The sequence below is a fragment of the Psychroflexus sp. ALD_RP9 genome, from assembly GCF_017311165.1.
GTDB lineage: Bacteria > Bacteroidota > Bacteroidia > Flavobacteriales > Flavobacteriaceae > Psychroflexus.
In genome coordinates this window covers 478,371-501,956 of sequence record NZ_CP062973.1, presented here as the reverse complement: position 1 = coordinate 501,956, position 23,586 = coordinate 478,371, and the positions used below count along the sequence as shown (strand labels likewise).

Here is a 23,586-nt window from a genome sequence, read left to right as displayed (position 1 = left end):
CTTATAGATTTTTTTCAATGAGTTGTGCAACTAATTTTCCTGAGATTAATGCTGGTGGTACGCCTGGTCCAGGGACAGTTAATTGTCCTGTAAAATAAAGATTTTTCACTTTTTTGCTTTTTAGTTTTGGTCTTAAGAAAGCGGTTTGTAGTAATGTGTTTGCCATACCGTAGGCATTACCTTTGTAAGAATTGTAATCTCTTTTGAAATCATTTACACAATATGATTTTTTATAAATGATATGGTCTCTAACATTTTGTTTAGTTAACTTTTCGAATCTTGAAATTACTATATCAAAATATTGGTCTCTTAAACTTTCAGTATCTTCAAGGCCTGGTGCGATAGGCACTAAAAAAAATCCATTCTCACAGCCTTCTGGTGCTGTATTTGAATCAGTTTTAGAAGTAAAATTTGCGTAGAAAAGAGGTTCATTAGGCCATTTAGGATCTGTATATATGCTATGTGCATGTTGGTTGAAATCTACATCAAAAAATAAATTATGATGCTCTACATTTTTAATTTTTTTATCAAAACCTAGATAAAACAACAGAGAAGATGGTGCGAATACTTTTTTATCCCAATATTTTTCTGTGTATTGCCTATACTTTTCGTCTAATAATGTTTCCGTATGATGATAATCTGCACCAGATAAAATAATATCACTATCTATTGAGTTTTCATTAACTTCTAAATGTGTAATCTTATTATTTTTAACACCAATTTTAGTAATATTCGACTTAGTATTAATTTTCACACCAAGTGATTTGGCTAGTTTTTCCATTGCTTTAATCACTTCAAAAAAACCACCTTTAGGATGCCATGTGCCTAAGCCGAAATCTGCATAATTCATAAAATTATAAAAAGATGGTGTTTCACTGGGTTTAGCACCTAGAAACAAGACGGGAAACTTTAAAACTTGTTTTAGCTTATCACTTTTAAAGGCTTTTTCTACATCTTTGTCTACAGTACTAAAAAATGCGCCTAACTTTTTAATAGTTTTTGGGGTTACGAGCTCTAAAGCAGAAACACCAGGCTTATAAACTAAATCTTTAATAGCTATGTCATAATTTTCTTGAGCATTATTTATAAATTTCATTAATTTACTAGCGCCATGTTTTTCTTCGTCGTCAAATACTTCATATATTTTCTCTAGGTTATCACCGATTTTAACATGTTCATCTTCTCCAAAGACAACCTGATAACCAGGGTCAAGTTTGTCTAAGGAATAAAAATCTGAAGGTTTTTTGTCAAAATCAGCAAAAAAGCGTTCAAATACATCAGGCATCCAATACCAAGATGGTCCCATATCAAAAGTAAAACCTTCAGCTTTAAATTGTCTTGCACGACCACCAATACTATCGTTTTTTTCAAAAACTTGTACATCAAATCCCGCTTTTGCCAAATAGCATGCGGCTGATAAGGATGAAAAGCCAGAACCTATAATTGAAATCTTTTTATTCATTTTATAAATTTAGAGTTAGGTCGTTTAGGGTCTTAAAACTTTTAATTTGAGGCGGTAATTCGAAATCACTTTCAATTAACTCGACTGATTTTCTTCCTAGTAACCAATATTCAGCATTGCTTCCTGCAATTACTTTTTCATTAAAAGTAGTTATATATTTTTCAATGTTTTCAGGTTTTACTGTTAAATAACTTAAAAAAACCGTTTTATCAAAAAGCTGAGATAAATAAGTTAAATCATCCATCGGTAGACTTTGACCAAGGAATATAACTTTATAACCGTGCAAAAGCAATTCATAATTGGTGTAAAATAAACCTATATCATGAATTTCTTCTTCAGGTAGAAATAATATGAAAACTTTATCAGTCTTTGATGGCTCTTCAAATTGAAGTTTTTCAATATTAATAAATAACTTTTGTTTAATTAAAGTTGATATGAATTGTTCATGAGCTGGAGTAATTGTTTCAGCCTGCCATAAAAATCCAATTTCTTGTAGCAACGGTATAAAAACATCGTTATAGATTTCTCCAAATGTTTTAGATTCCAATAAATTATCATAGGTTTTTAAAAACAAAGCTTGGTCAAAATTCATCATCGCTACTTTAAATGACTTCAAAGCACGATTCATATTACTTTTGCTTGTAGTAATATTTTTAACAAGATTGTTGATTTCTTCATCAGTCATTTTCGAAATACGAGAAATTTTATAACCGTTTTCATTCAAAAATGTGATGTTTAAAATTTTTTGTAAACCACTAACATCATATGTTCTAATATTAGAATCGGTTCGTTTTGGTTTTAGAACTCCATAACGTTTTTCCCACATTCTAATCGTGTGTGCTTTAATTCCACTTAAAGATTCTAAGTCTTTGATACTGAAGTTTTGTTTTATATTTCCCATAACGAAGTTTAACAAAACCAAAAATATAGAATAGAAACTTATTTTGTTTAAAAGACAGCGTTAAAAATTAAACACAAATGTTAACATTTGTTAAATATATATCTAACTCTCAGGCTTTGGATTAAAATATTGATAATGAAGTATTATTAAATAAAGAATAAATCTTTAAGTAATTATTCAAAAACTAGAATTTAAATTGGTCTTCCTCATTTGAAGTAATTCCTAAAGCTTCATATATGTAATCGAAAGTTGATAATAATTTAGGCTCTCCATTAACTAAAGCAACGTCATGTTCAAAGTGGGCACTTGGTTTCATATCGGCTGTTAAAATGGTCCACCCATCAGGTAATTGTTTGACGCGTTTGGTGCCTAAATTAATCATTGGTTCTATGGCAACCGTCATACCTTCAACAAAACGTTTTCCACGGCCACGTTTACCATAATTTGGCATTTCTGGATCTTCATGCATCGTTTTACCGATACCATGACCTACTAATTCTCTAACAACGCCATAGCCGTGTTTTTCAGCATGTTTTTGAATAGCAAAACCAACGTCACCTACGCGATTACCTAGTTTAAATTGTTCAATCCCTTTATATAAGGATGTTTTTGTTACCTCAAGAAGTTGTTTTACCTCATTACTAACCTCTCCAACTTCAAAGGTGTAAGCATGGTCTCCATAAAAATTATTTTTAATGGCGCCACAATCTATAGAAATGATGTCGCCTTCTTCTAAAGCTTTATTGTTTGGGATGCCATGCACAACTTGAGCATTTGGACTCATGCAAAGCGTATTTGGAAAGTCATATAAACCCAAAAATCCAGGGATTGCACCATGATCTCGTATAAATTCTTCTGCTTTTTTGTCAAGTTCTAATGTGGTAACACCTGGTTTAACCTCTTTAGCAATCATGCCTAAAGTTTTAGAAACTATAAGTGCACTTTCACGCATTAATTCAATTTCTTCTTTAGATTTAGGGATAATCATGAATTGTTATTTAAAAAGTTTATTAAATAGTCCTTTTTTATTTTTTTTTGTTGGTTTATTTTTTAATGCATCATCTTCTCCAATCAATTCGCGATATACATTTCCCCAACCGTAAAATCCACCAATATTTCGGTCATCAATAAAAATATCGGCTTGAATTTTTCTACTAATTTCTTCTGAAAATTCTTCCTCAGGGTAACTTCTATTAATGGCATAAAACTCGATGCCATTATCTTTACAAAAGTTAACCGCTTCTTCAAGACTTTTGCCGCTTCGGTAGGTCCATAATATTAGAATATGGCCTGTTTCTTGTAATTTTTTAAGGGTTTCAAATGCAAACAACATTGGTTCGCCAATTCCAGGATATTTATTTTCTACAATAGTTCCGTCAAAATCTACTGCTATAATTGGTTTTTTTTGTGAAATCATAGTAAGTTATTAAAAGTCGTAGCTATGTATATAGTCTTTTTCAGCCATAATTTTAAACAAATCTTTTTCGATTGTTTCTACTGCAAACTCGACATAACGGTTTAGTTCTTTGCCATTTTTATAAACTATGATGGTCGGTACATTTATAATATTAAGTTGCTTGGCTTTTTCTTTAGTAATTTCAGGTACTTTTTTACTTCTTGTTACGCCAATCATTTTTAGTTCGTCTTTATCAAAATTGATTAAATCTAATATTTTAACCAATCGAGGTAATTCACGACGACTGTCAGGACACCATGTTCCTAAATATATTTCAATGTTAAGTTCGTCTAAATTATCAAGTGAAGCAATTTGGTTTACAACCCGATTGTTAGGGTTATAAGACTTGTATTCTTTTAGATACCAAGTTGAATTTTTTGTTGATTTTAATTCTTCTAAACTGAATTCACCCAGCATGATTTCATAATTCTGGGCATGTAATCCGTTTATATTTGAAGTTAAAGTTATAACTAAAACAAATAAGGCTTTAAAAATATTTTTCATGAGATTAGGGATTTTTGTGTCATTAAATCAGGCTGTTCAATACCCATCAAATCCAGGATTGTTGGTGCTATGTCACCTAGAATCCCTTCGTTAACATATTTTATGTCTTGATCGACTATAATAAATGGTACTGGATTAGTTGTATGTGCCGTATTTGGCGAACCATCTTCGTTTTTCATGGTTTCGCTGTTACCATGATCAGCTATCACAATTACTGTATAGTTATTTTTTTCTGCGGCGTTAATTAAAGATTGTAAACAAGTATCAACTGTTTCGCAAGCTTTTACAGCTGCATTGAAATCGCCTGTGTGGCCTACCATATCAGGATTAGCAAAATTAATACACATGAAATCAGCTGTTTCATTTTCAATTTCAGGTATTAATTTATCACGAAGTTCAAATGCGCTCATTTCAGGTTTTAAATCATATGTAGCTACTTTTGGAGAGTTAACCATAATACGTTTTTCATCTCTGAAAGGGTTTTCACGGCCGCCAGAAAAGAAAAAGGTAACATGCGGATATTTTTCGGTTTCTGCAGCGCGAATTTGAGATTTACCGGTGTATTCTAAAACTTCACCTAAAGTTGCTTTTAAATGTTCTTTTTTATAAACAATATTAATATTTTCAAAGGTATCGTCGTATTGTGTCATGGTCACAAAATATAAGGGTAAATGTGCCATACCAACGTCTTTAAAATCTTCTTGGCTTAGTGCTTGCGTTAATTGTCGTCCGCGATCAGTTCTAAAATTAAAAAATATAACTACATCACCTTTTTGTATTTGACCGTTATTGGTAGAATCTTTTAAGTCGATTTTTATAGGTTCAATAAACTCATCTGTGATGTTATTAGAATAACTTTGTTCAATGGCTTCAACTGGATTTGTAGTGTTGACTTCAGCCTCAGCGTTGATAATTAAATTATAGGCTTTAGCAATTCGCTCCCAACGCTTGTCACGATCCATCGCATAATATCTTCCTATAATACTGGAGAGTTTAGTTTTGTAGTTTTTATTGAAATCTTCAATTGATTTAATAAAATCTATCCCTGAATTTGGGTCAACATCACGACCGTCTGTAAAAGCATGAATAAAACTTTCTTGAACACCAGCGTCATTTGCCGCTTTTACAAGGCCTTCAAGGTGTTTGATATGAGAATGTACGCCACCATCACTAACTAATCCTAAAAAGTGAACAGATTTGTTATTCTCTATGGCATAGTTAAAAGCTTGTGCTAAGACAGGCTCATCTTTCAGTGTGTTTTTTTCAACAGCCCTATTTATTTTTACAAGATCTTGATAAACAATACGCCCAGCACCAAGATTCATATGCCCAACTTCAGAGTTCCCCATTTGGCCTTCAGGTAAGCCAACATTAAGGCCATCTGTGCGCAAAGTTGCATTTGCGTAAGTTTTGTAAAGCTTATCCATGCAAGGTGTTTTGGCAGTATCAACGGCCGAAACCGATTTGTTTTTGGCAATGCCCCAACCGTCTAGAATGGTTAAAATAACTTTTTTATTCATGGGTTTGTTTCTTTTGTGCTAAAGTATGAATAATTACAGAAAATAATGCTTCATTTAAGAGACGGATTAATATCTCTAAGATGCTCATTAAAATAATTATTTAGAATTTTTGAAGTTATGTTACTTTTACCTACAAATTGAAGTTGATTCCATTTTGATCTAAACTCATTAGATTGTTGTATTGAAAAAAAAGTTTTCGCCACTGGCTGATAGGAGTAGTGCCAAGGCTCATATTTGAAGCCTTTGCGATGAAAATTATTGGTGTAGACTAATTTAAACCCATATTTAGAAGCGTTTTCTTGCATCCATTCAAATAATTTACAGTAAACTCCATTGCCGTGATAATGTTTTTCAAGTAATAAATCACCTTTGGGTTTTTTAACGTTAGCATCAATTATATCAAAATCTGTACCCCAATGATGTCTTGATGTGCCTGGTATTGTAGAGTAATTAATAATATTTTTAATATTTTCAGCATCAGATAAGCCTTTAGATTTGTTGCGCTTAAATTTAGTTTCAAAAATTCGTTTCTGATCTTGAAAACTTCGATAAGCAGAAACGATTTTTAAGTCTATTCCAGCTTTTTTAGCCGCATCTTTTAAACTTAAATAAGCGATGTAAGTTTGATTTTCTAAAGTATTTTGAGCGTTTAAATGAGATTGATTTAGGCCCATTAATTGTTCTATCTTAACTTTAGTGCTTTGAGGCCATATGAGCGGATTTACAATAAAAGCTGATGCAAAACTTGTAAGTTGTAAAAATTTTGATCGCTTCACAATTAAAGAAATTTGTAAAGTTTAATATGTGGTCCAACTCCTTCAATCTGGAACTTTTCACCTAAGCTTTGATAATGTTGCTTTTTGTAGAAATCAAGCGCTGAAGTTCTTGCATTACACCAAACTAATTTAATTTGATTAGTAATAAGTAAATCTTCAGCATTTGTTAACAAATTTCTGCCAATACCTTGGCCTTGAAATCCTGGACTGATAGCCATACCACGTAATTGATATTGCGAGTGATTCGTAAAATGCGATATATTAGCCTCAAATAGACTAACAATACCAATGATTTTTTCTTGTTTAAATGCACCTAAGTGATAAGTGCTATTTAAGGTGTCGCCTTTAAATTTACAAAAGCTAAAATCTTTCCCATTTCTAAGAACTTCTTGTCTTAGTGGCAAGCATTCTTTAGCAGAAGTGGGTCGTATTTTCATGAATATTATTTTAGAATGCCATCAACAATACCGTATTCTAGAGATTCTTGAGCATCCATCCAATAATCTCGACTAAAGTCTTTCATGACTTTATCAAAATCTTGACCACAATTATCTGCTAAAATTTGGGCACTTAACTCTTTTGTTTTAAGAATCTCACGTGCTTGAATTTCAATGTTTGAAGCCTGACCTTGAGCGCCTCCGAGAGGTTGGTGTATCATGATCTTAGCATGTGGCTGAATATAACGCTTACCCTTTGCACCAACTGATAATAAAATAGAGCCCATTGAAGCTGCTAAGCCAGAACAAATAGTAGAAACATCACTGTTAAGTGAGGTTATGGTATCGTAAATAGCAAAACCATCGGTTACATAACCACCAGGGCTATTAATATAAAGTTGAATATCTTTAGTTTCTAAAAGGTCTAAGTAGAGTAGACGATCGATAAGGTGTTTAGCACTTTTACCGTCAACTTGACCGTTTAAAAATACTTTACGTTCTTCTAGAAATTTATTGTCTATTAAATCTTGAACTTTATTAGGTTTATTGCTCATATAATTGATTTTAAATTGCTAAATTAAACTAATATTTTTAAAAATTAGCTTGACTTATTAGCCTCTTAACACTTTCGTTTAAAAAACTGACAAGCCTGATAAACTTGTTAAGCTTTCTAAGGCTGATATTCCTAATTGTGAATTTCCTTTTCGATTAAGTTTGGGGCTCCAAACCGCGACAGAATAAGCGTTAGGATGTACTGCCACAATGCCACCGCCAACACCACTTTTACCAGGTAAACCAACTTTATAAGCAAACTCTCCTGCTTCATCATAGAAACCGCAGGTCTGCATAATTGCGTTAATTCGTTTTACGCTTTTAGCAGAAATAACCTCTTCATTAGAATTTGCAAGACGACCTTGATTGGCAAATACCAAAAATGTTCTAGCGAGTTGCTCACAGTTCATTTCAATTGCACACATGTGATAATACAAATCTAAAACTTCAGCAGGTGAGTTATTAATATTACCTAAAGCCTTCATATAGTTGATTAAAGCCGTATTTCGGTAACCGTGTTTTTGTTCGCTACTAGCAACTTCAGCGTTGTATTTAATACTATTGTCTTTAGTTAATCGACGCACAAACTTTAAAAAGTCTTGTTTAGGATATTCTAAGATATCAATTAGAACGTCTGTTACAACTAAAGCACCTGCATTAATAAAGGGATTTCTTGGGATGCCATTCTCGCGTTCAAGTTCTGTTAAGGAATTAAACGGCGTACCGCTAGGTTCTACAGAAACTCGCTTCCACAAGTCCTTACCAAGATATTCTTTGGCTATACACAAACTTATAACTTTTACAATACTTTGTATAGAAAAAGCTTCAGTAGAATCGCCAACGTGATAGAGACTTTCATCTTTTGTTATTAGAGCCATTCCGAATTTATTGGGATCTATTTTTGCCAATTCTGGAATGTAATTAGCAACTTTACCTTCAGTTGAAGTACTTTTACAATCTTTATATATGATATTCAGGAGGTTTTGAAAATCCATTACAAGTAATTTAAAGTTTGTCCAGACTCTAATTCATAAGGTGTTTTATCTGCTTCGAAAATGCGTGCGGTTAGCTTACCTTTTAAAGTGATTTTTCGACCTTCAATCTCTAAGTAAGAGCCTTCTCGTAAGCCAACTACAGATTGGTTGTTTTGTGTTAAAAACTCTTTAAGACGCGTTTCACGAGTTTCGCCTTTGTGGGTTGAGTTCGGGTTTGGGTCTAAATAATGAGCATTAATGTTAAAATTGAGTATGCCAAGTGTTTTAAAGCTTGGCGGATAAACTATCGGCATGTCGTTAGTAGTTTTCATGTTTGGCCCACAAATATTACTACCAGCTGAAGTCCCTAAGTAATTTGTACCTTTTTGAATTGCCATTGTTAATGGCTCAATTAAACCTTGTTCATGTAGTTCTTTAGTTAATAAAAATGTATTTCCACCACCTGTAAAAATTGCTTCAGCTTGTGTAATGGCTTCAATTGGGTGCTTAAACTCATGTAAGCCTTTAATCTCATTAAACACATCACCTAGAGATTCTTTTACTCTTAAGGTATATTCATCATGGCTTATTCCGCTAGGTCTTGCAAAAGGGATAAAAACGAGTTTAGATTTATATTTGAAGAAATCAATTAACTTTGGTTTTAAATATTCAAGGTAATTAGAGCCATGAATAGTTGAAGTGCTTGCAATAATGCAGTTCATCTTTTTAAGTGTAAATTTAGCATTGTAGACAGCTTAACAAAAGTTTATGCCTATAAATTTCAGTATTTTAATAGACATTTAATATTTTTATATAAACTTACAGCATGAATAAAATATTATTATTTTTTTTAATTGGTTTTAGCGTTGTTGCGCAAAACAGAATTTCTATAAAAGGTAAAGTTATTGTTCCAAAAAATGAACAAGCTTCTTTAATCGAAGTTCTTAATACCACAACTGGATATGGTACCATAACCAATGCAGATGGCACATTTAAACTAGCTGTTGGTCTTGATGATAAAATTGAATTTAAGGCAGTACAATACCAAGATTTTAGTGTTATTGTAGATCGTGGAATTGTAAATTCTAAACAAATGATTATCACGATTAATATTGGCGTTAACGAGCTAGAAGAAGTTGTGGTTACACCTTATGATTTAAATGGAAATATTGAATTAGATTTAGAAAAAATTAATTTGGTTGATGTTAATCCGCGTTTAAGTGATACTCGAGAAATTATGCAAAGCTACGAGGCTAATAATCCTAATTACGTGCCAATTACTGTTCAAGAAAGTCCCACAGAAGTAAGGTTTATTAAAAATGGGTTAAACGTTGCTAACATGTTTAGAGCTATTTTTAAAGAAGATTTGTCCTCAAAGCAACCTAAAACTAGAACCCAAAAACAACTCCGCGGTATTTTTCAAGATGAGTTTTTTAAACAGCAGTTGAATATAAATCCTGAAAATATTAATCCATTCATCACTTTTGTTGAAAACAATGGTTTAACTGAAAACCTATTAAAAAAAGATAATGAGCTTGACTTAATTCGTTTTTTACTCGTTAAAGCTGAGCAGTTTAAAAAGAAGAATAGTTGAAAACTTTTTTATTATTAGTTATTTTTTGCTTTATAAGCTCAAGTATGTCTTTTGCTCAAAACTATTTTGAAGGAAAGATTATTGCCGATTCACTTGAAAATTACCAAATTAATATTGTTAATATAACTAATAAACAAGGTACAACTACACGAAAAAATGGACGATTTAGTATTCCGGCTGAAGTAAATGATAGTGTTGTGTTTTCATCAGTAAAACATGAATTTGCCTACCGAATTGTTAAGGCATCAGACTTTAATCAGGTAGTTGAAATACCTCTAAAAGTTGAAATTAACGAACTTCCTGAAGTGATTTTAAACTCATATGATTTAACAGGAGATGTAGCTAAAGATATCAGCCAAGTAAAAGTTGAATATATAGATCAAAAAGCTAGGTTTGGATTTAGTAAACCGCGGCGTTTATCTCCTGTGCAACGTCAAATATATGCCGTGCAAACATCTGGACCTTTGGCTTTAATGATTATGCAATTTAATGGTCAAATGGCGTCATTAAAACGACGGATTAAGTATGCTCAAGAGCAAAGAAATCAGCAATTGGTCTTGCCGTTTATAACCGATTCGTTGATGGTTAATTTTTTTAAACTAGATTTGATGTACAAAGACGATTTTGCATATTACTGTGCTGAAGACTCACAATTGCTGAATTTAGTGAGACAAAATGATCGGCTAAAAATTATGGAAGCTATAAAAGCAAAAGTAGCACTGTACCGAAAAAGTAAATATAACTTAAAGCAGTCAAATGAATAAATGTTTTGGTTTGCTCTTATTGTTAAGTTTTTACTTCAATTATGCACAAATTTTTAAAGGACAAATCATTGCAGATTCATTAGATAGTTACCAAATCAATATTGTTAATATTACCAATAAACAAGGAACAACAACGCAAAAGAATGGTCGATTTAGTATTAAAGCTAAAGCAAATGATAGTATTGTGTTTTCATCAATAAAACATGAATTTGCTTACAGAATTATTCAGGCGTCAGATTTTTATCAAGTGGTTGAAATCCCCTTAAAGATTGAAATTAACGAATTACCTGAAGTCGTATTAAGTCAATATGATTTAACCGGATTCATAGAAAAAGATGCCCAAAAAGTTAAAAACACTGTTTTTAATCAAGTAGAAGTTACAGGTTTTCGCAAACCGCGGCGTCTAAGTTATCCCGAACGTGAACTTAAACGAGTAGGTAAATTTAATATTGGTACGGCAACTTCAATCCCTTTAGATTATATTATTATGGCAATAAATGGCGATTTAGCAGAATTAAAGCGATTAAAGCAAAGTAATTTAGTAACTAAACGTCAGGCTAAACTAAAAGGCTATTTCACACAAAATTATATCATCAACCGCTTAAAAATCGATTCGCTATATGTAGAAGATTTTCTGTATTATTGTGCCGAGGATAAGGTTTTGTTTAAAACGCTACAAGGCAATAAATTAGCAGTTTATGATTCAATTCAAAAAAAAGCAAAAGACTACAAACGCCTAAAATTTAAGGAATGAATATTAACCTAGCTTTTATTTTAAGTTTTCTAATGAGTTTTTCAGCTTCTAAACACGAGTATTACTTAAGTGTTACAGATGTTGATTATATTGAAGACCAAAATAGTATTCAAATTATTTCGCGTGTGTTTGTAGACGATTTTGAAAATGTGCTCAAAAAACGTTATCAAAAACCATTTGTTTTAATTGAAGGAAATGAAATCGAAGAAACTGAAATATACATCGAGCGTTATATTAACCAAAAGTTCTCAGTTGAAGTAGATGGTGAAATTAAACAGCTCAACTACCTCGGCTTTAAATATAAAGATGATATGGTGTTTCTTTTTATAGAAATTAATCAGATTAAACCATTTTCAAGAATTACAATCAAAGATGAAATTTTAATAGATTTGTTTAAGACACAAAAAAATTTAATTCATTTTACAGCCAAAAACTTTAAGCAAAGTTTTATATTAGAGAAAGATTTAGAAACTAAAACACTATATATAAATAAATAAACCATGCAAAAGCAATCATTATTTTATTTTTTAATGTTTAATCTCTTTGTTAGCGGATTTGCGTTAGCTCAAGAAAAAGAAACTGAAAAAGAAGAAGGTCACACCAATCAAAATAAGTTTAGACAACTCTACGATGAGTTTGCTACTCCAAACGTATATAGAAATGCTGCTGGTGCACCTGGTTATAAATATTATCAAAACCGTGCAGATTATGACATGGATATTGTTCTAGACGACAAAAACACAAAACTATACGGTTTTGAAACCATTACTTATACCAACAACTCTCCAGATGATTTAGAATACCTTTGGGTTCAACTCGATCAAAATATTCGTCAAAAAGATAGCCCAGCCAGTAAAAAAAATGGTAGTGGTTTTGCTCCAGTAACAACACCTAGTGGCTTTGTAAATTCGCACATGACTGAAGGTTTTGATGGCGGGTTTAATATCGAGTCAGTCACTCATGATGGTCAAGCATTATCACATACCATTAATTACACCATGATGCGCATCAACTTAGCTGAGCCATTAGAGTCTGGTGATTCATTTGAATTTTCTATAAAATGGAACTATAATATTAATGACCATGTTAATGATGGCGGCCGTTCAGGTTATGAGTTTTTCCCAGAAGACGGTAATCGTGCCTATGTTATTGCACAGTTTTTTCCAAGAATGGCTGTTTATAATGATAAAGAAGGTTGGCAAAATTATCAATTTTGGGGTAGTGGAGAATTTGCTTTGCCATTCGGCGATTACGAAGTTAACATTACTGTTCCTGCAGACCACATTTTAGATGCCACAGGAGAATTACAAAATCGTAAAGAGGTATTTTCAGACCAAATGTTAAAAAGATTTGAGAAAGCTAAATCTTCTTACAATGAACCTGTTGTAATTGTTACTGAAGAAGAAGCAATCGAAGCTGAAAAGGGATTTTCAGAGCAATCAAAAACTTGGGAGTTTAAAGCTAAAAATGTTCGGGACTTCGGGTTTGCTACTTCTAGAAAGTTTATTTGGGATATGATGGCTGTAAAAGTTGGTGATAAAGACGTAATGGCAGTTTCACTTTATCCAAAAGAAGGCAACCCTTTATGGGAAGATTGGTCAACTCGTGCTGTGGCAAGTACTTTAAAAACTTATAGTAATTTTACATTTAAGTATCCATATCATAAAGCAATTTCAGTTCATGCTAAAAGCCAAGGGATGGAATACCCAATGATTTGTTGGAATTATGGACGCCCCAACCCAGACGGTACCATAACAGATCGCGCAAAATATGGTATGGTTAGCGTTATCATTCATGAAGTTGGTCATAATTTTTTCCCTATGATTGTTAACTCAGATGAGCGTCAATGGGGCTGGATGGACGAAGGCCTTAATACATTTATGCAATATCTATCAGAACAAGAATTTGCTAAAGAATACCCAGAAATTCTTGAATCTAATAATGGCACTTTAGATAAATATCCAAGCCGTCGAGGTGAACCTAGTAAAATTGTTAACTATATGAAAGGTAATCAGGATTACATTTCACCTATTATGACTAATCCTGAACAAGTTTATCAACTAGGTAACAATGCTTATGGAAAGCCAGCAACAGCTCTTAACATCTTAAGAGAGACTATTATGGGGCATGAATTATTTGATTACTCATTTAAAACTTTCGCGCAAAGATGGATGTTCAAACATCCAACACCAGAAGATTTTTTTAGAACTATGGAAGACGCATCAGCGGTAGAATTAGACTGGTTTTGGAGAGGCTGGTTTTACACTACAGATTATGTAGATATTGGTGTAAAAGATGTTAAATCTTACGTTTTAACCAACACTCCAACCGAAGAAGGTAAAGCTCTATTAGCGCGATACGGTATTACAAATCCTGCTGAAAATGAACGTACCAAAGATGCGGTTTACTTATTAGACACCTCTTCTGAAGAAGCTGAAAAAATCGATTTGTCTGGAGATCCACTCAAAAATGCACCTAAGCTTAACCAGTATTTAATGGATAATTTTTCTCAAGCAGAGATTAATGCCATGGAAATGCCTAACTACGTTTATGAAGTTACTTTCAATAAACCAGGTGGTTTAGTAATGCCAATCATAGTTAAATTCACTTATGCTGATGGTTCAACTGAAATGAAGCGTTATCCAGTTCAAGTATGGCGAAAAAATGATCAAAGTGTAACAAAGGCAATCTTGTCTGAAAAGCAAATTACTGAAATACTTGTTGATCCTAAACTTGAAACTGCCGATGTTGATACCTCTAATAATGTCTGGCCAAGATCTGAAGATGAAAAATCTGAGTTTGATAAATTTAAAGAAAATAACTAACTCATATTCTTTTAAACTTATAAACCGACTATCTAAAATATAGTCGGTTTTTTTGTGCTAACTTCTGTATATTTGCAACATGATGAGAACAGTGTTTTTTATTAGTGGAGCAGAAATAGCATTCATATTATTTATTCTACTTATGGTATTTGGTGCAGATAAAATACCTGAAATAGCCCGTTTTTTAGGAAAAACGATGAAGTCATTCCGTAATGCTACCGATGAGATAAAGTATGAAATCACGAAGCAAGCCAATGTCGATGACATTAAAGTAGATTTAAAAAAGGACTTAGAAGAAACCAAATCTCAACTCAATCAACACAAAGGTAAAATTGAACAAAGCGCAAATAAAGCAAAAGAAGAGTTTAAAAATCTTACCGGCCCAATAAAACGACGCTTTTAATGCTTATTGATGTTTCTCAGCTAGATGAAGCTGTTTTTTTGTGGATCAATCAATTTAATACACCACTTTCCGATACCTTTTGGCTTTTTGTAACAGAGCCTTTAAATTGGCTTCCATTATATATAATGGTAATCATCTTACTATTTTATAAACAAAAATTTCTAAATGGTAGCTATCACTTTTTAGTACTTGGAACAACTGTTTTTATTACACATCTCATAACAAGTAGTGTAAAATACCTTGTATCAAGACCACGACCAAGTAGTCTTCATCATATTGCAGAGCAAGCTAATATTATTTTTGAGCCTCAGCATTACTCCTTTTTTTCTGGTCATGCCTCAACTTCATTTGCAGCAAGTATTTTCATTTACTTGTTACTAAAAAGTCGTTTTTCAAGAATAGGTTTTATATTTATTTGGCCTGTTCTGTTTTCTGCCAGCCGATTATTTGTAGGTGTACACTATCCAAGCGATATAATTGTAGGTGCTTGTTTTGGTATATTCATGGGTAGTCTTAGTTATCAATTATATAGTCGATTAGGTAAATAAGTTTTTGTCTTATTCTTCAAAACCAACACTTTTTTGAACTTAATCTTTCGAATGCTAAACTTTCCGCGATAAAGTTAAGCCATCACGAATTGGCAGTACAACCGTTTCTACACGAGGATCTTCTTTTAGTTTTTTGTTATATTCTTGTAAAGCTTTGGTATCTTTATCTTTAGGATCTAAAGCTTCAACCACTTTGCCACTCCACAAGACATTGTCTGATAAGATTAATCCACCCGAATTTAACTTGTCTATGATTAAGTCAAAATAAAGACTATAATTTGATTTATCAGCATCAATGAAGACTAAATCAAAGTTGGTTTCTAACTGTGGAATGATATGTCGAGCATCGCCAATATGTTGAATAATCTGTTTGGCATACGCGCTTCGGTTGAAGTACTTGCGTTGAAAATCAAATAATTCTTCATTCCGATCTATGGTATGTAAAACACCATTTTCACTTAATCCTTCAGCTAAGCTCAAAGCCGAATAGCCTGTATAGGTGCCAATTTCAAGGATAGTTTTTGGTTTAATCAATTTGGAGATCAAGCTTAACAATCGCCCTTGAAAATGTCCTGATAACATGCGAGGTTGTAATATTTTTTGCCAGGTTTCACGCGTTAATTCAGCTAAGAGTTGAGGTTCGTCTTCCGTATGTTCCTCAACGTACAGCTGAAGCTCATTATTAATAAAATCCATTTAAGCTAATATTTTATTGACTAACTCTTGTTTTCTTTTTTCATCATCACCAAACAGCCATTGCAGCACATTATCATGCCAAATTTCATCACGTTCTTGAGTGCTGATAATTTGTTCCTCTAAAGCTAAATCAAGTATTTTTCCAGGGTAAGACGATTGTGGTTCACTTTCCATTTCACCTAATGGGTAAGGATCATCTAAACCAGTGAGGATTTGAGAACTTTTTTGATTCTCTAGTAGTAATTTTAAAGATCTTGTATCATGCACCAAGGTGTCAAAAAAGATGTTCTTATGTCCTACTGATTTTCTAGGATGTGTTTTGCCTTCAAATAAGTCTGGACGCCCATCAAAGCCCTGAATACGTCTTCCTAAATTAATTTGAGCCAGTTGCCCACCATGAGCAAAACAAACCCGCATATTTTTGTATTTGTCTGGATAACCGTTTAAAGTTAAAAAGTGATAAGCATCAGCGCATTGAGCTAACATCCAAATTAAGTGAAATCGCCAGGCTGTGTTTTCTAGTTTTATAAACTTTTCTCCATCATAAGGATGTACTTCTACCGCTAAATTATATTTATCAGCAAGTTCAAAAATAGGCTCGTTTTCTTCATCAAAAATACAACGCCATGTACCAATACTATCCATGTAGTGCGTAGGTAAGCACAACAGCTTTAAATCTAATTCTTCTACACAACGTTCAATTTCCCATAGTGCACCACGAACAAAACCTGGATGTACTACAAATCCACAGGTAAATTTATCTGGGTGGTTATGCTGTACGCGAGCATTAAAATCGTTTTGAAACCGTAAAGCTTGCTTCATTTCTTCAACGCGAAGACCATTGCCGTAAAGTTGTGATAGGTTTAAAACCACAGCATGGTCTATGTTGTAGCGTTCCATCCATTCAAGCTTTTCATTTAAGAAAAAACTAGAGTCGGTTACAGGGCGTTTCCAACCTTTTTGTAACATAAACTTTTTATCATCATCTACCCAGAAAATTTCTTTTTTCTTCATGAAATCTGGAATTTCATGTGGGTATGGTAACAGGTGTGAATGACCGTTAATACGTAGCTTTCGTTTCATATAAATGACTTAAAGTGATTTAGTTCGACCACCATCTACAGGTAAATTGATACCATTGATGTAGCCTGCTTGTTCTGATGCTAAAAATACAGCGGCATAAGCCACTTCTTCAGGCTTTGCAAATCGTCTAGCAGGAACAATCGATTTCATAAAGTTTGCGGCTTCTTCTTCAGAGCTGTTTCTTTTGTTAGCCGCATTGGCGATGATACCATCTAAACGACCGGTTGCTGTAAAACCTGGCAACACATTATTGACTGTTATTCCATAAGGACCTAATTCGTTGGCTAAAGTTTTACTCCAATTAGCAACAGCACCACGAATCGTGTTGCTGACGCCAAGGCCATCGATTGGTTGTTTGACAGAGGTTGAAATAATATTCAAAATTCGCCCAAAGCCTTCTGTTTTCATTCCTGGTAATAGAGCTTGAACTAAAATTTGATTACATACTAAATGCATTTTAAAGGCTGTTGTAAATTCTTCAATTTTCGCTTCATGAATTAAACCACCTTTAGGACCGCCAGTGTTGTTGAGTAAGATGTGATAGTTTTTTTGAGATGAAGCCGCTTCAATCTTTGTTTTAACTTCATCAGGATGTTCGAAATTAACCACGATATAGTCATGGTTTTGATGCTTTTTTTTAAGCAATTCAGCTTGTGTTGCTTTAAGTTTAGCTTCATCTCGAGCCACTAGCGTAATAGATGCGCCAGCTTCAGCTAATTGTTTAGCAATGGCTTTTCCTATGCCAGCTGTACTGCCACAAATTAGAGCATTTTTATTTTTAAAATCTAGAGTCATAAATCAAGGCTTATAAGTAATACATACATTTTTTGGTTCAGTGAAAAATCGCAAAGCTTCAAGTCCGCCTTCACGACCAAGACCACTTTGTTTAGTGCCACCAAACGGCGTTCTTAAATCACGATTTAGCCATGTATTAACCCAAACTATTCCGGTTTGCAGTTTTTGACTAAGCCGCATTGAGCGGTCTAAATTGGATGTCCACACACTGGCTGATAGCCCAAATTTACTATCGTTAGCAAGTGATAATGCTTCAGCTTCGTCTTTAAATGGCATCAAGCTAACAATAGGACCAAATATTTCTTCTTGGTTAATTCGGCATTGGTTGCTTTTCACTTCTATAATGGTAGGTTCATAATAAAAACCTTTAGGATAATCAGGATTTAGGTGGCGCTTTCCACCACAAAGAATTGTGCCACCTTCGGCTTTTGCGATGTTTACGTAGGCTTCAATTTTTTCTAGATGTGGCTTAGAAACTAAGGCGCCAATTTGGGTATGTTTGTCTAAAGGATGCCCAATTTTTAAGGTTTTGGTTTGTTTTACAAAATCCTCTTTAAACTGATCATAGATCGAGGCTTCAACTAAAATACGACTTCCACATAAACAAATTTGGCCTTGATTAGCAAAAGATGAGCGTACCGAAGTTTGCAGCATTTGCTCATAATCACAATCAGCAAAAATTAAGTTGGGGTTTTTACCACCAAGTTCTAAAGATAATTTTTTAAATAAAGGCGCTGCTGTTTTGGCAATGTGTTGTCCTGTGCTGGTACCACCTGTAAAACTAATTGCTTTGATTTGTGGATGCGCAATTATGGCTTGCCCAACTTCATGGCCATAGCCTTGCAAAATATTAAGAACGCCTTTTGGTAATCCCGCTTGGTTGCAAAGCTCACCTAACAAGTAGGCAGTCATTGGTGTCACTTCGCTAGGTTTTGCTAAAACGGTATTTCCAGCGGCTAATGCTGGCGCAATTTTCCAGGTGAATAAATAAAGCGGTAAATTCCATGGCGAAATACAACCAACAACTCCGATTGGTTGCCGTAAAGTAAAGTTGATGGTGTGCAAACCTTGACTTTCATGCGCTTCAGTTGAAAATTGTGTTATGGCTTGGGCAAAAAACCGAAAGTTAGCGGCAGCTCTTGGGATATCAACTTGGCTAGCTAAGCTTAGAGGTTTTCCATTATCAATGGCTTCTGCTTTGGCTAAATCTTCTAAGTTAGCTTCAATTAAGTCTGCTAATCGGTTTAAAATACGAGAACGTTCTTGAACCGTTGTATGAGACCATTTTGGAAAGGCTACTTGAGCTGCTTCGTAAGCCAAGTTTACATCATCGGCATTTCCACGAGTAATATGTGCATAAACATCACCTGAAGATGGATTGATATTTCCGATTTCTTCTTTATTTAATGATGTGGTATAAGCGCCATTAATGAAATGTAAAACCTTTTTCATGTCGTTTTTAGATAGGTTTATAAGCCATCACTTTAATTTCAATCACTAAATGCGGGTGCGGTAATTGATGTACAGCTACTGTGGTTCGAGTTGGACCAGTTTCAGGTTTAAAAAATTGAGCATACACTTCATTATAGCCTGCAAAATCGTTCATGTTTACTAAAAAGCTGGTGACATCAACAACATCTTCAAGACTTGCACCTTCAGTAGCAAGGTAATCTGCGATATTTTCTAAAACTGCTTTGGTTTGTGCTTTAATATCAATAGCCACGCTGCCCATGTTGTCTACTTGTTCTACACCTGCAAAGCTATTGTCCTTTCGGCGTGAACTGGTGCCCGATACAAAAATAAAATCGCCCACACGCTTTACATGTGGATACGCACCTCTAGGTTTTGCTTTTCCGTCTACTAATCGTCCCATAAGTTATAAATTTATTATGTATTCACCTTTTAAAATTTGTTCGGTGAAATTCCGAATAAGTTGCAATTGCTCCTCTCGGGTTTGTTTTTGATGTAATTTTTGATGTTTTAATAAGCTCAATATAGCTTGATCTTGTGCTCGACCTCGATCCATGGCTGTTTTATAAGGCACCTGTTCTTGAAAGGTGACTAAGCTATATTTAGAAAAATATTGTTGAGGAAATTCTTCTTCTAATGCCAACTCTATTTCACGTTTTTGTTGAAATAACTCCTGAGCCGTATGCGCCTTCATTTCGTGAAAATTGTCTAAGGCAAGATCTGCAATGGCATCGGCGTTAACTTTTCGTGAACGGCTGAAGTCCTTTAAACTAGCCTTTAAGTCAAAGTTATTCGCTTCAAGACAATCGTCAAACTCGACAACGTCTTCAAACGAAGCATTCATACCTTGTCCATAAAATGGCACAATAGCATGTGCGGCATCGCCCATAATTAAACAGTTTTGATAAGTCCATGGATTACAACGAACCGTCCCAAGTGGTGCTGTTGGGTTTTCAAAAAACTCTTCAGTTAATCGCGGCATCAATTCGAAAGCATCGGGATATTCACGTTTAAAATAATCACTTACCGCTTCAGGAGTGGTTAGATTATTGAAATTATCTCGACCACCTTCATAAGCTAAAAACAAAGTAACTGTAAAACTTTTATCTTGATTTGGTAAAGCGATTATCATATTTTCGCCTCTTGGCCAAATGTGTAAGGCATGAGGCTCGGTTGCATAATCACCATCTTTAGTGGGCGGAAAACTTAGTTCTTTATAACCATGGGTTAAAAAGTCCTGCGAATGGCTAAATAAGAAGTTTCGTTTTAATTGCATGGCTTTACGAACTGCCGAACCCGCGCCATCGGTTCCAAATATATAATCGGCTTGTAGGCTTTGTTTAGAACCATCAGCTAACTCAAATTCTGCAGTGGTTTGTTCAAGGTTTACTTCTTGACATGCCATTTCGAACTTTATATTGACATTAGGATAATTTTCAAGTTCGTCTAGCAATAAAGCATTAAGTCCTGGTCGAGAAATAGAGTTAATATATTCGCCATCGCGACCGCTGTATTTAGACAGTTTGGTATTGCTATCTGGATCATGAAGCATTCTGCCATGCATCGGTATACAAAGCTCTTTTACTCGATCTTCAAGGCCAACCCGTTTAAAGGCTTTAAGGCCACGGTTCGAAAAGGCAAGGTTTATAGAGCGACCCGCCGAAAGTTTAGCTTGGCGTAAGTCTGGGCGCTTTTCAACTAAGGTAATATTGTAATCGTGCTGTGCCAAGCGCAAGGCTAACATCGAGCCGCAAAGTCCAGCACCAATAATTAAAATGTTATCTGTTTTACTCATGCTAAAACTTGTTTTAAGCGTTGTATAAAGTTGTAAACATCTGTATAAGAGTTGTATAATGGCGTAGGAGCAATTCTAATGACATCAGGTTCTCGCCAGTCGGCAACTACATTGGCTTTACTTAAAGCATTAAAAACCGACTTATTGGCGCCTTTTATTTGAAACGAGAGTTGGCAACCACGTTCATCGGGATGACTAGGTGTGATAATCTTAATGTTAGGATTGTTAAGTTGCTCAACCAAAAAGGCTAAATAGCTGGTGAGTTGTTTTGATTTTTGACGTAAATTATCAAATCCTGCGCGCTCAAAGACATCTAGAGATGCACGAATAGCTGCCATTGATAGAATAGGAGGATTGCTGAGTTGCCAACCTTCGGCACCTGGTATTGGTTTAAAATCTTTTCTCATATTAAATCTGGTGCTTTTGTCGTGTCCCCACCAACCCACAAAACGTTTAAGTTTAGGTGAATTAGCGTGACGCTCGTGTACAAAACAACCGCCTAAACTTCCAGGCCCAGAGTTAAGATATTTATAAGTACACCAAACAGCAAAATCGGCATTGGTGTTGTGTAAATCGGGTTGAATGTTTCCTGCGCCATGTGCTAAATCAAATCCCACTTTGGCGCCATGTTTATGTCCGAGTTTGGTGATGGCTTTAAGATTAAAAGCTTGGCCAGTATAGTAGTTAGTGCTACCAATCATAACTAAGGCGACTTCATCTTTGTGTGTCTCAAGTAATTGCTCTAAATCTTCCATGCGGCAAGTATATTCGCCTGGTCTTGGTTTCCAGAGTATGAGGCCTTCAGCAGGATCGATGTTGTGAAATTTCAGTTGAGACTCTACAGCATATTTATCGGAAGGGAAAGCATCTGCTTCAATCACAATTTTATTCCGCTTTTCTTGAGGCTCGTAAAATGAAACCATCATGAGATGCAAATTAACCGTTAGAGTATTCATAACAATAACTTCATGTGGTTTGGCACCTACGATTTTGGCCATAGATTCGCTTAAGAACTCGTGGTAAGGCATCCAGGCATGTTCGGCTTCAGTGTGGCCATTTACGCCATAATTTGCCCAATCTTGTAGTTCTTTCTGAATATAATTGGCGGTTTGTCGCGGTTGTAGACCTAACGAATTACCACAGAGGTAAAGTTGAGGTTCGTCATCTTGGTTTTTAGGGAATAAAAATTCCTTTCTAAATTCCTTCAGAGGGTCTTTTTGGTCGAGTTCTTGCGCAAAGGCTTCAGTCGTGTTATAATTCATTTAATCGATGCTTATATCTGTAAAGTAAAGTTGAAAGCTTTGGTCTTGATTTTGATGCATTTTAGAAATTTTAATTCCATTTAAGTCTAAATCATCTTCCCAAGTAGTTGATAGGCTTGGCGTTTCGCTGCCGTTAGGAATATAACTCCATTCTTTTAATTGGTAATTTTGGTCAATATAAATTACATAAGTGTCGCCTGGTGTATAGCCGTTGCTGGCGTTGTAGTTAACCTCGATTGTTCGGTAGCTTTGCTCTGAGATTGGCGCCTTAGTTGCTCCTAAATCCTTAAAAGAAAGGCCTGAGTCCCAAACCAATTGAAAAGGAAATAGCAACCAATATTTATCGTTAATAAAGGCTTGATCAATAGGCTTCAATGCTTCGCTTACTTTTTTATGATTGTAAGTGATTGTGGTGTCTTTAGTGGTCATGTTTACTTGATGCGTTTGTGGCTGCCAAGTCCAAGAACGCTCAAAATGATTATCATCACGATCTACGTTAAATGTATATTTAATTTTTTTAACAGACGCCCATTTTGAAATACCATGTGCCATAGCAATAGAGTCGATAACTGTCTGAGCTGCTTTTTTAGCTGATTTAGGAGTTTGCTTTTGATCTAGATTTTCTTTTGTAGTTTGATCTGATGTAGGCTTATTTTGACAAGCCATTAAACCAATAATTAAAGTTATTAAAAGCATGAATTTTTTCATAGCGAAAATGTTTTCGTAAATATAATTGATGTGAAAGGCCTATACAAGTTTTATGAACTGAATTGATTTTTAATTTAAATAAGCTAACTATTTTTTTGAAGTATGATATTGTTTGAGTCGTAGTTTTAGATTTTAAAGTTACTACTGAAATATCTCTAGACTTCATCAATTAGCCATGATCAAGCAGTTGAAGGTTTTAGAATTATAATTATTTAACGTTTATTAAGTTAGATACTTGTTTTAATAACTCGTTGGGATAACGTATTTTGTTTAAAGAAAAAAATACTTTTAACTTAAGCTAAGCATC

At 34.2% G+C, this 23,586-nt stretch carries 26 protein-coding genes; 7 read left to right on the top strand and 19 right to left on the bottom strand.

Translation table 11 applies throughout. The annotated features are described in order from the left end of the window. Position 1: 1 nt before the first annotated feature. The 11 genes from IMZ30_RS02335 to pepE all read right to left on the bottom strand — a co-directional run bounded on the left by IMZ30_RS02335 (position 2) and on the right by pepE (position 9,304). Positions 2–1,462: a phytoene desaturase family protein gene (locus IMZ30_RS02335; protein ID WP_207038945.1), complete on the bottom strand. Its 1,461-nt coding sequence runs from the start codon at positions 1,460–1,462 to the stop codon at positions 2–4. A 1-nt stretch (position 1,463) separates the two neighbouring features. Further along, positions 1,464–2,363 (bottom strand): MerR family transcriptional regulator, encoded by a 900-nt coding sequence (locus IMZ30_RS02330; RefSeq protein ID WP_207038944.1) that lies wholly within the window; start codon positions 2,361–2,363, stop codon positions 1,464–1,466. A gap of 184 nt (positions 2,364–2,547) precedes the next feature. Further along, positions 2,548–3,351, bottom strand: a complete 804-nt coding sequence (map, locus tag IMZ30_RS02325) for a type I methionyl aminopeptidase (RefSeq protein ID WP_207038943.1) — start codon at positions 3,349–3,351, stop codon at positions 2,548–2,550. A gap of 6 nt (positions 3,352–3,357) precedes the next feature. Next, positions 3,358–3,780 (bottom strand): BT0820 family HAD-type phosphatase, encoded by a 423-nt coding sequence (locus IMZ30_RS02320; RefSeq protein WP_207038942.1) that lies wholly within the window; start codon positions 3,778–3,780, stop codon positions 3,358–3,360. A 9-nt stretch (positions 3,781–3,789) separates the two neighbouring features. Beyond that, complete coding sequence (locus tag IMZ30_RS02315) at positions 3,790–4,323, bottom strand: TlpA family protein disulfide reductase (RefSeq protein WP_207038941.1); 534 nt, start codon at positions 4,321–4,323, stop codon at positions 3,790–3,792. Further along, the gene (gpmI, locus tag IMZ30_RS02310) at positions 4,320–5,843 is read right to left on the bottom strand and encodes a 2,3-bisphosphoglycerate-independent phosphoglycerate mutase (protein ID WP_207038940.1); all 1,524 of its coding nucleotides are present in this window, start codon (positions 5,841–5,843) and stop codon (positions 4,320–4,322) included. The genes IMZ30_RS02315 and gpmI overlap by 4 nt, the downstream gene beginning before the upstream one ends. Positions 5,844–5,893: 50 nt before the next feature. Next, positions 5,894–6,619 (bottom strand): M15 family metallopeptidase, encoded by a 726-nt coding sequence (locus tag IMZ30_RS02305; RefSeq protein WP_207038939.1) that lies wholly within the window; start codon positions 6,617–6,619, stop codon positions 5,894–5,896. A gap of 2 nt (positions 6,620–6,621) precedes the next feature. Beyond that, entirely contained in the window at positions 6,622–7,056 is a 435-nt protein-coding gene (locus IMZ30_RS02300; protein ID WP_207038938.1) for a GNAT family N-acetyltransferase, read from the bottom strand. A 5-nt stretch (positions 7,057–7,061) separates the two neighbouring features. Beyond that, positions 7,062–7,610, bottom strand: coding sequence for a ClpP family protease (locus tag IMZ30_RS02295; protein WP_207038937.1), 549 nt, complete (start codon positions 7,608–7,610; stop codon positions 7,062–7,064). 78 nt (positions 7,611–7,688) lie between these two features. Further along, positions 7,689–8,603: a glutaminase gene (locus tag IMZ30_RS02290; RefSeq protein WP_207038936.1), complete on the bottom strand. Its 915-nt coding sequence runs from the start codon at positions 8,601–8,603 to the stop codon at positions 7,689–7,691. Next, positions 8,603–9,304 (bottom strand): dipeptidase PepE, encoded by a 702-nt coding sequence (gene pepE, locus IMZ30_RS02285; RefSeq protein ID WP_207038935.1) that lies wholly within the window; start codon positions 9,302–9,304, stop codon positions 8,603–8,605. Before pepE ends, IMZ30_RS02290 begins: the two co-directional genes overlap by 1 nt. Positions 9,305–9,408: 104 nt before the next feature. Between pepE and IMZ30_RS02280 the strand changes: the two genes are divergently transcribed. From IMZ30_RS02280 to IMZ30_RS02250, 7 genes are all read left to right on the top strand, one after another. Further along, complete coding sequence (locus tag IMZ30_RS02280; protein ID WP_207038934.1) at positions 9,409–10,176, top strand: hypothetical protein; 768 nt, start codon at positions 9,409–9,411, stop codon at positions 10,174–10,176. Between the two features lie 44 nt (positions 10,177–10,220). Continuing rightward, positions 10,221–10,940, top strand: coding sequence for a hypothetical protein (locus tag IMZ30_RS02275; RefSeq protein WP_207038933.1), 720 nt, complete (start codon positions 10,221–10,223; stop codon positions 10,938–10,940). After that, a complete protein-coding gene (locus tag IMZ30_RS02270; protein ID WP_207038932.1) occupies positions 10,933–11,694 on the top strand; it encodes a hypothetical protein in 762 nt (253 codons plus the stop codon). The genes IMZ30_RS02275 and IMZ30_RS02270 overlap by 8 nt, the downstream gene beginning before the upstream one ends. After that, positions 11,691–12,191 (top strand): DUF6702 family protein, encoded by a 501-nt coding sequence (locus IMZ30_RS02265; protein ID WP_207038931.1) that lies wholly within the window; start codon positions 11,691–11,693, stop codon positions 12,189–12,191. The genes IMZ30_RS02270 and IMZ30_RS02265 overlap by 4 nt, the downstream gene beginning before the upstream one ends. Positions 12,192–12,194: 3 nt before the next feature. Next, positions 12,195–14,519: a M1 family metallopeptidase gene (locus tag IMZ30_RS02260; RefSeq protein WP_207038930.1), complete on the top strand. Its 2,325-nt coding sequence runs from the start codon at positions 12,195–12,197 to the stop codon at positions 14,517–14,519. A 79-nt stretch (positions 14,520–14,598) separates the two neighbouring features. Continuing rightward, positions 14,599–14,922 (top strand): twin-arginine translocase TatA/TatE family subunit, encoded by a 324-nt coding sequence (locus IMZ30_RS02255; RefSeq protein ID WP_207038929.1) that lies wholly within the window; start codon positions 14,599–14,601, stop codon positions 14,920–14,922. Continuing rightward, positions 14,922–15,470, top strand: a complete 549-nt coding sequence (locus IMZ30_RS02250) for a phosphatase PAP2 family protein (protein ID WP_207038928.1) — start codon at positions 14,922–14,924, stop codon at positions 15,468–15,470. Before IMZ30_RS02255 ends, IMZ30_RS02250 begins: the two co-directional genes overlap by 1 nt. A 54-nt stretch (positions 15,471–15,524) precedes the next feature. Here IMZ30_RS02250 and IMZ30_RS02245 read toward each other — a convergent pair whose 3' ends face one another. The 8 genes from IMZ30_RS02245 to IMZ30_RS02210 are packed head-to-tail and all read right to left on the bottom strand — an operon-like array spanning position 15,525 to position 23,279. Continuing rightward, on the bottom strand, positions 15,525–16,166 hold the full coding sequence (locus IMZ30_RS02245; protein ID WP_207038927.1) for an O-methyltransferase: 642 nt from the start codon (positions 16,164–16,166) through the stop codon (positions 15,525–15,527). Beyond that, positions 16,167–17,249 (bottom strand): amidohydrolase family protein, encoded by a 1,083-nt coding sequence (locus IMZ30_RS02240; RefSeq protein WP_207038926.1) that lies wholly within the window; start codon positions 17,247–17,249, stop codon positions 16,167–16,169. A 9-nt stretch (positions 17,250–17,258) separates the two neighbouring features. Then, on the bottom strand, positions 17,259–18,044 hold the full coding sequence (locus tag IMZ30_RS02235; RefSeq protein ID WP_207038925.1) for an SDR family oxidoreductase: 786 nt from the start codon (positions 18,042–18,044) through the stop codon (positions 17,259–17,261). 3 nt (positions 18,045–18,047) lie between these two features. Beyond that, a complete protein-coding gene (locus IMZ30_RS02230; protein ID WP_207038924.1) occupies positions 18,048–19,496 on the bottom strand; it encodes an aldehyde dehydrogenase in 1,449 nt (482 codons plus the stop codon). Between the two features lie 7 nt (positions 19,497–19,503). After that, a complete protein-coding gene (locus tag IMZ30_RS02225) occupies positions 19,504–19,917 on the bottom strand; it encodes a RidA family protein (protein WP_207038923.1) in 414 nt (137 codons plus the stop codon). A gap of 3 nt (positions 19,918–19,920) precedes the next feature. Then, positions 19,921–21,309 (bottom strand): FAD-dependent oxidoreductase, encoded by a 1,389-nt coding sequence (locus IMZ30_RS02220; RefSeq protein WP_207038922.1) that lies wholly within the window; start codon positions 21,307–21,309, stop codon positions 19,921–19,923. After that, positions 21,306–22,571 carry a kynureninase gene (kynU, locus tag IMZ30_RS02215; RefSeq protein WP_207038921.1) on the bottom strand — a complete coding sequence of 422 codons (1,266 nt, stop codon included), beginning with the start codon at positions 22,569–22,571 and terminating at the stop codon, positions 21,306–21,308. The genes IMZ30_RS02220 and kynU overlap by 4 nt, the downstream gene beginning before the upstream one ends. After that, on the bottom strand, positions 22,572–23,279 hold the full coding sequence (locus tag IMZ30_RS02210) for a hypothetical protein (RefSeq protein WP_242529689.1): 708 nt from the start codon (positions 23,277–23,279) through the stop codon (positions 22,572–22,574). Between the last annotated feature and the right edge of the window lie 307 nt (positions 23,280–23,586).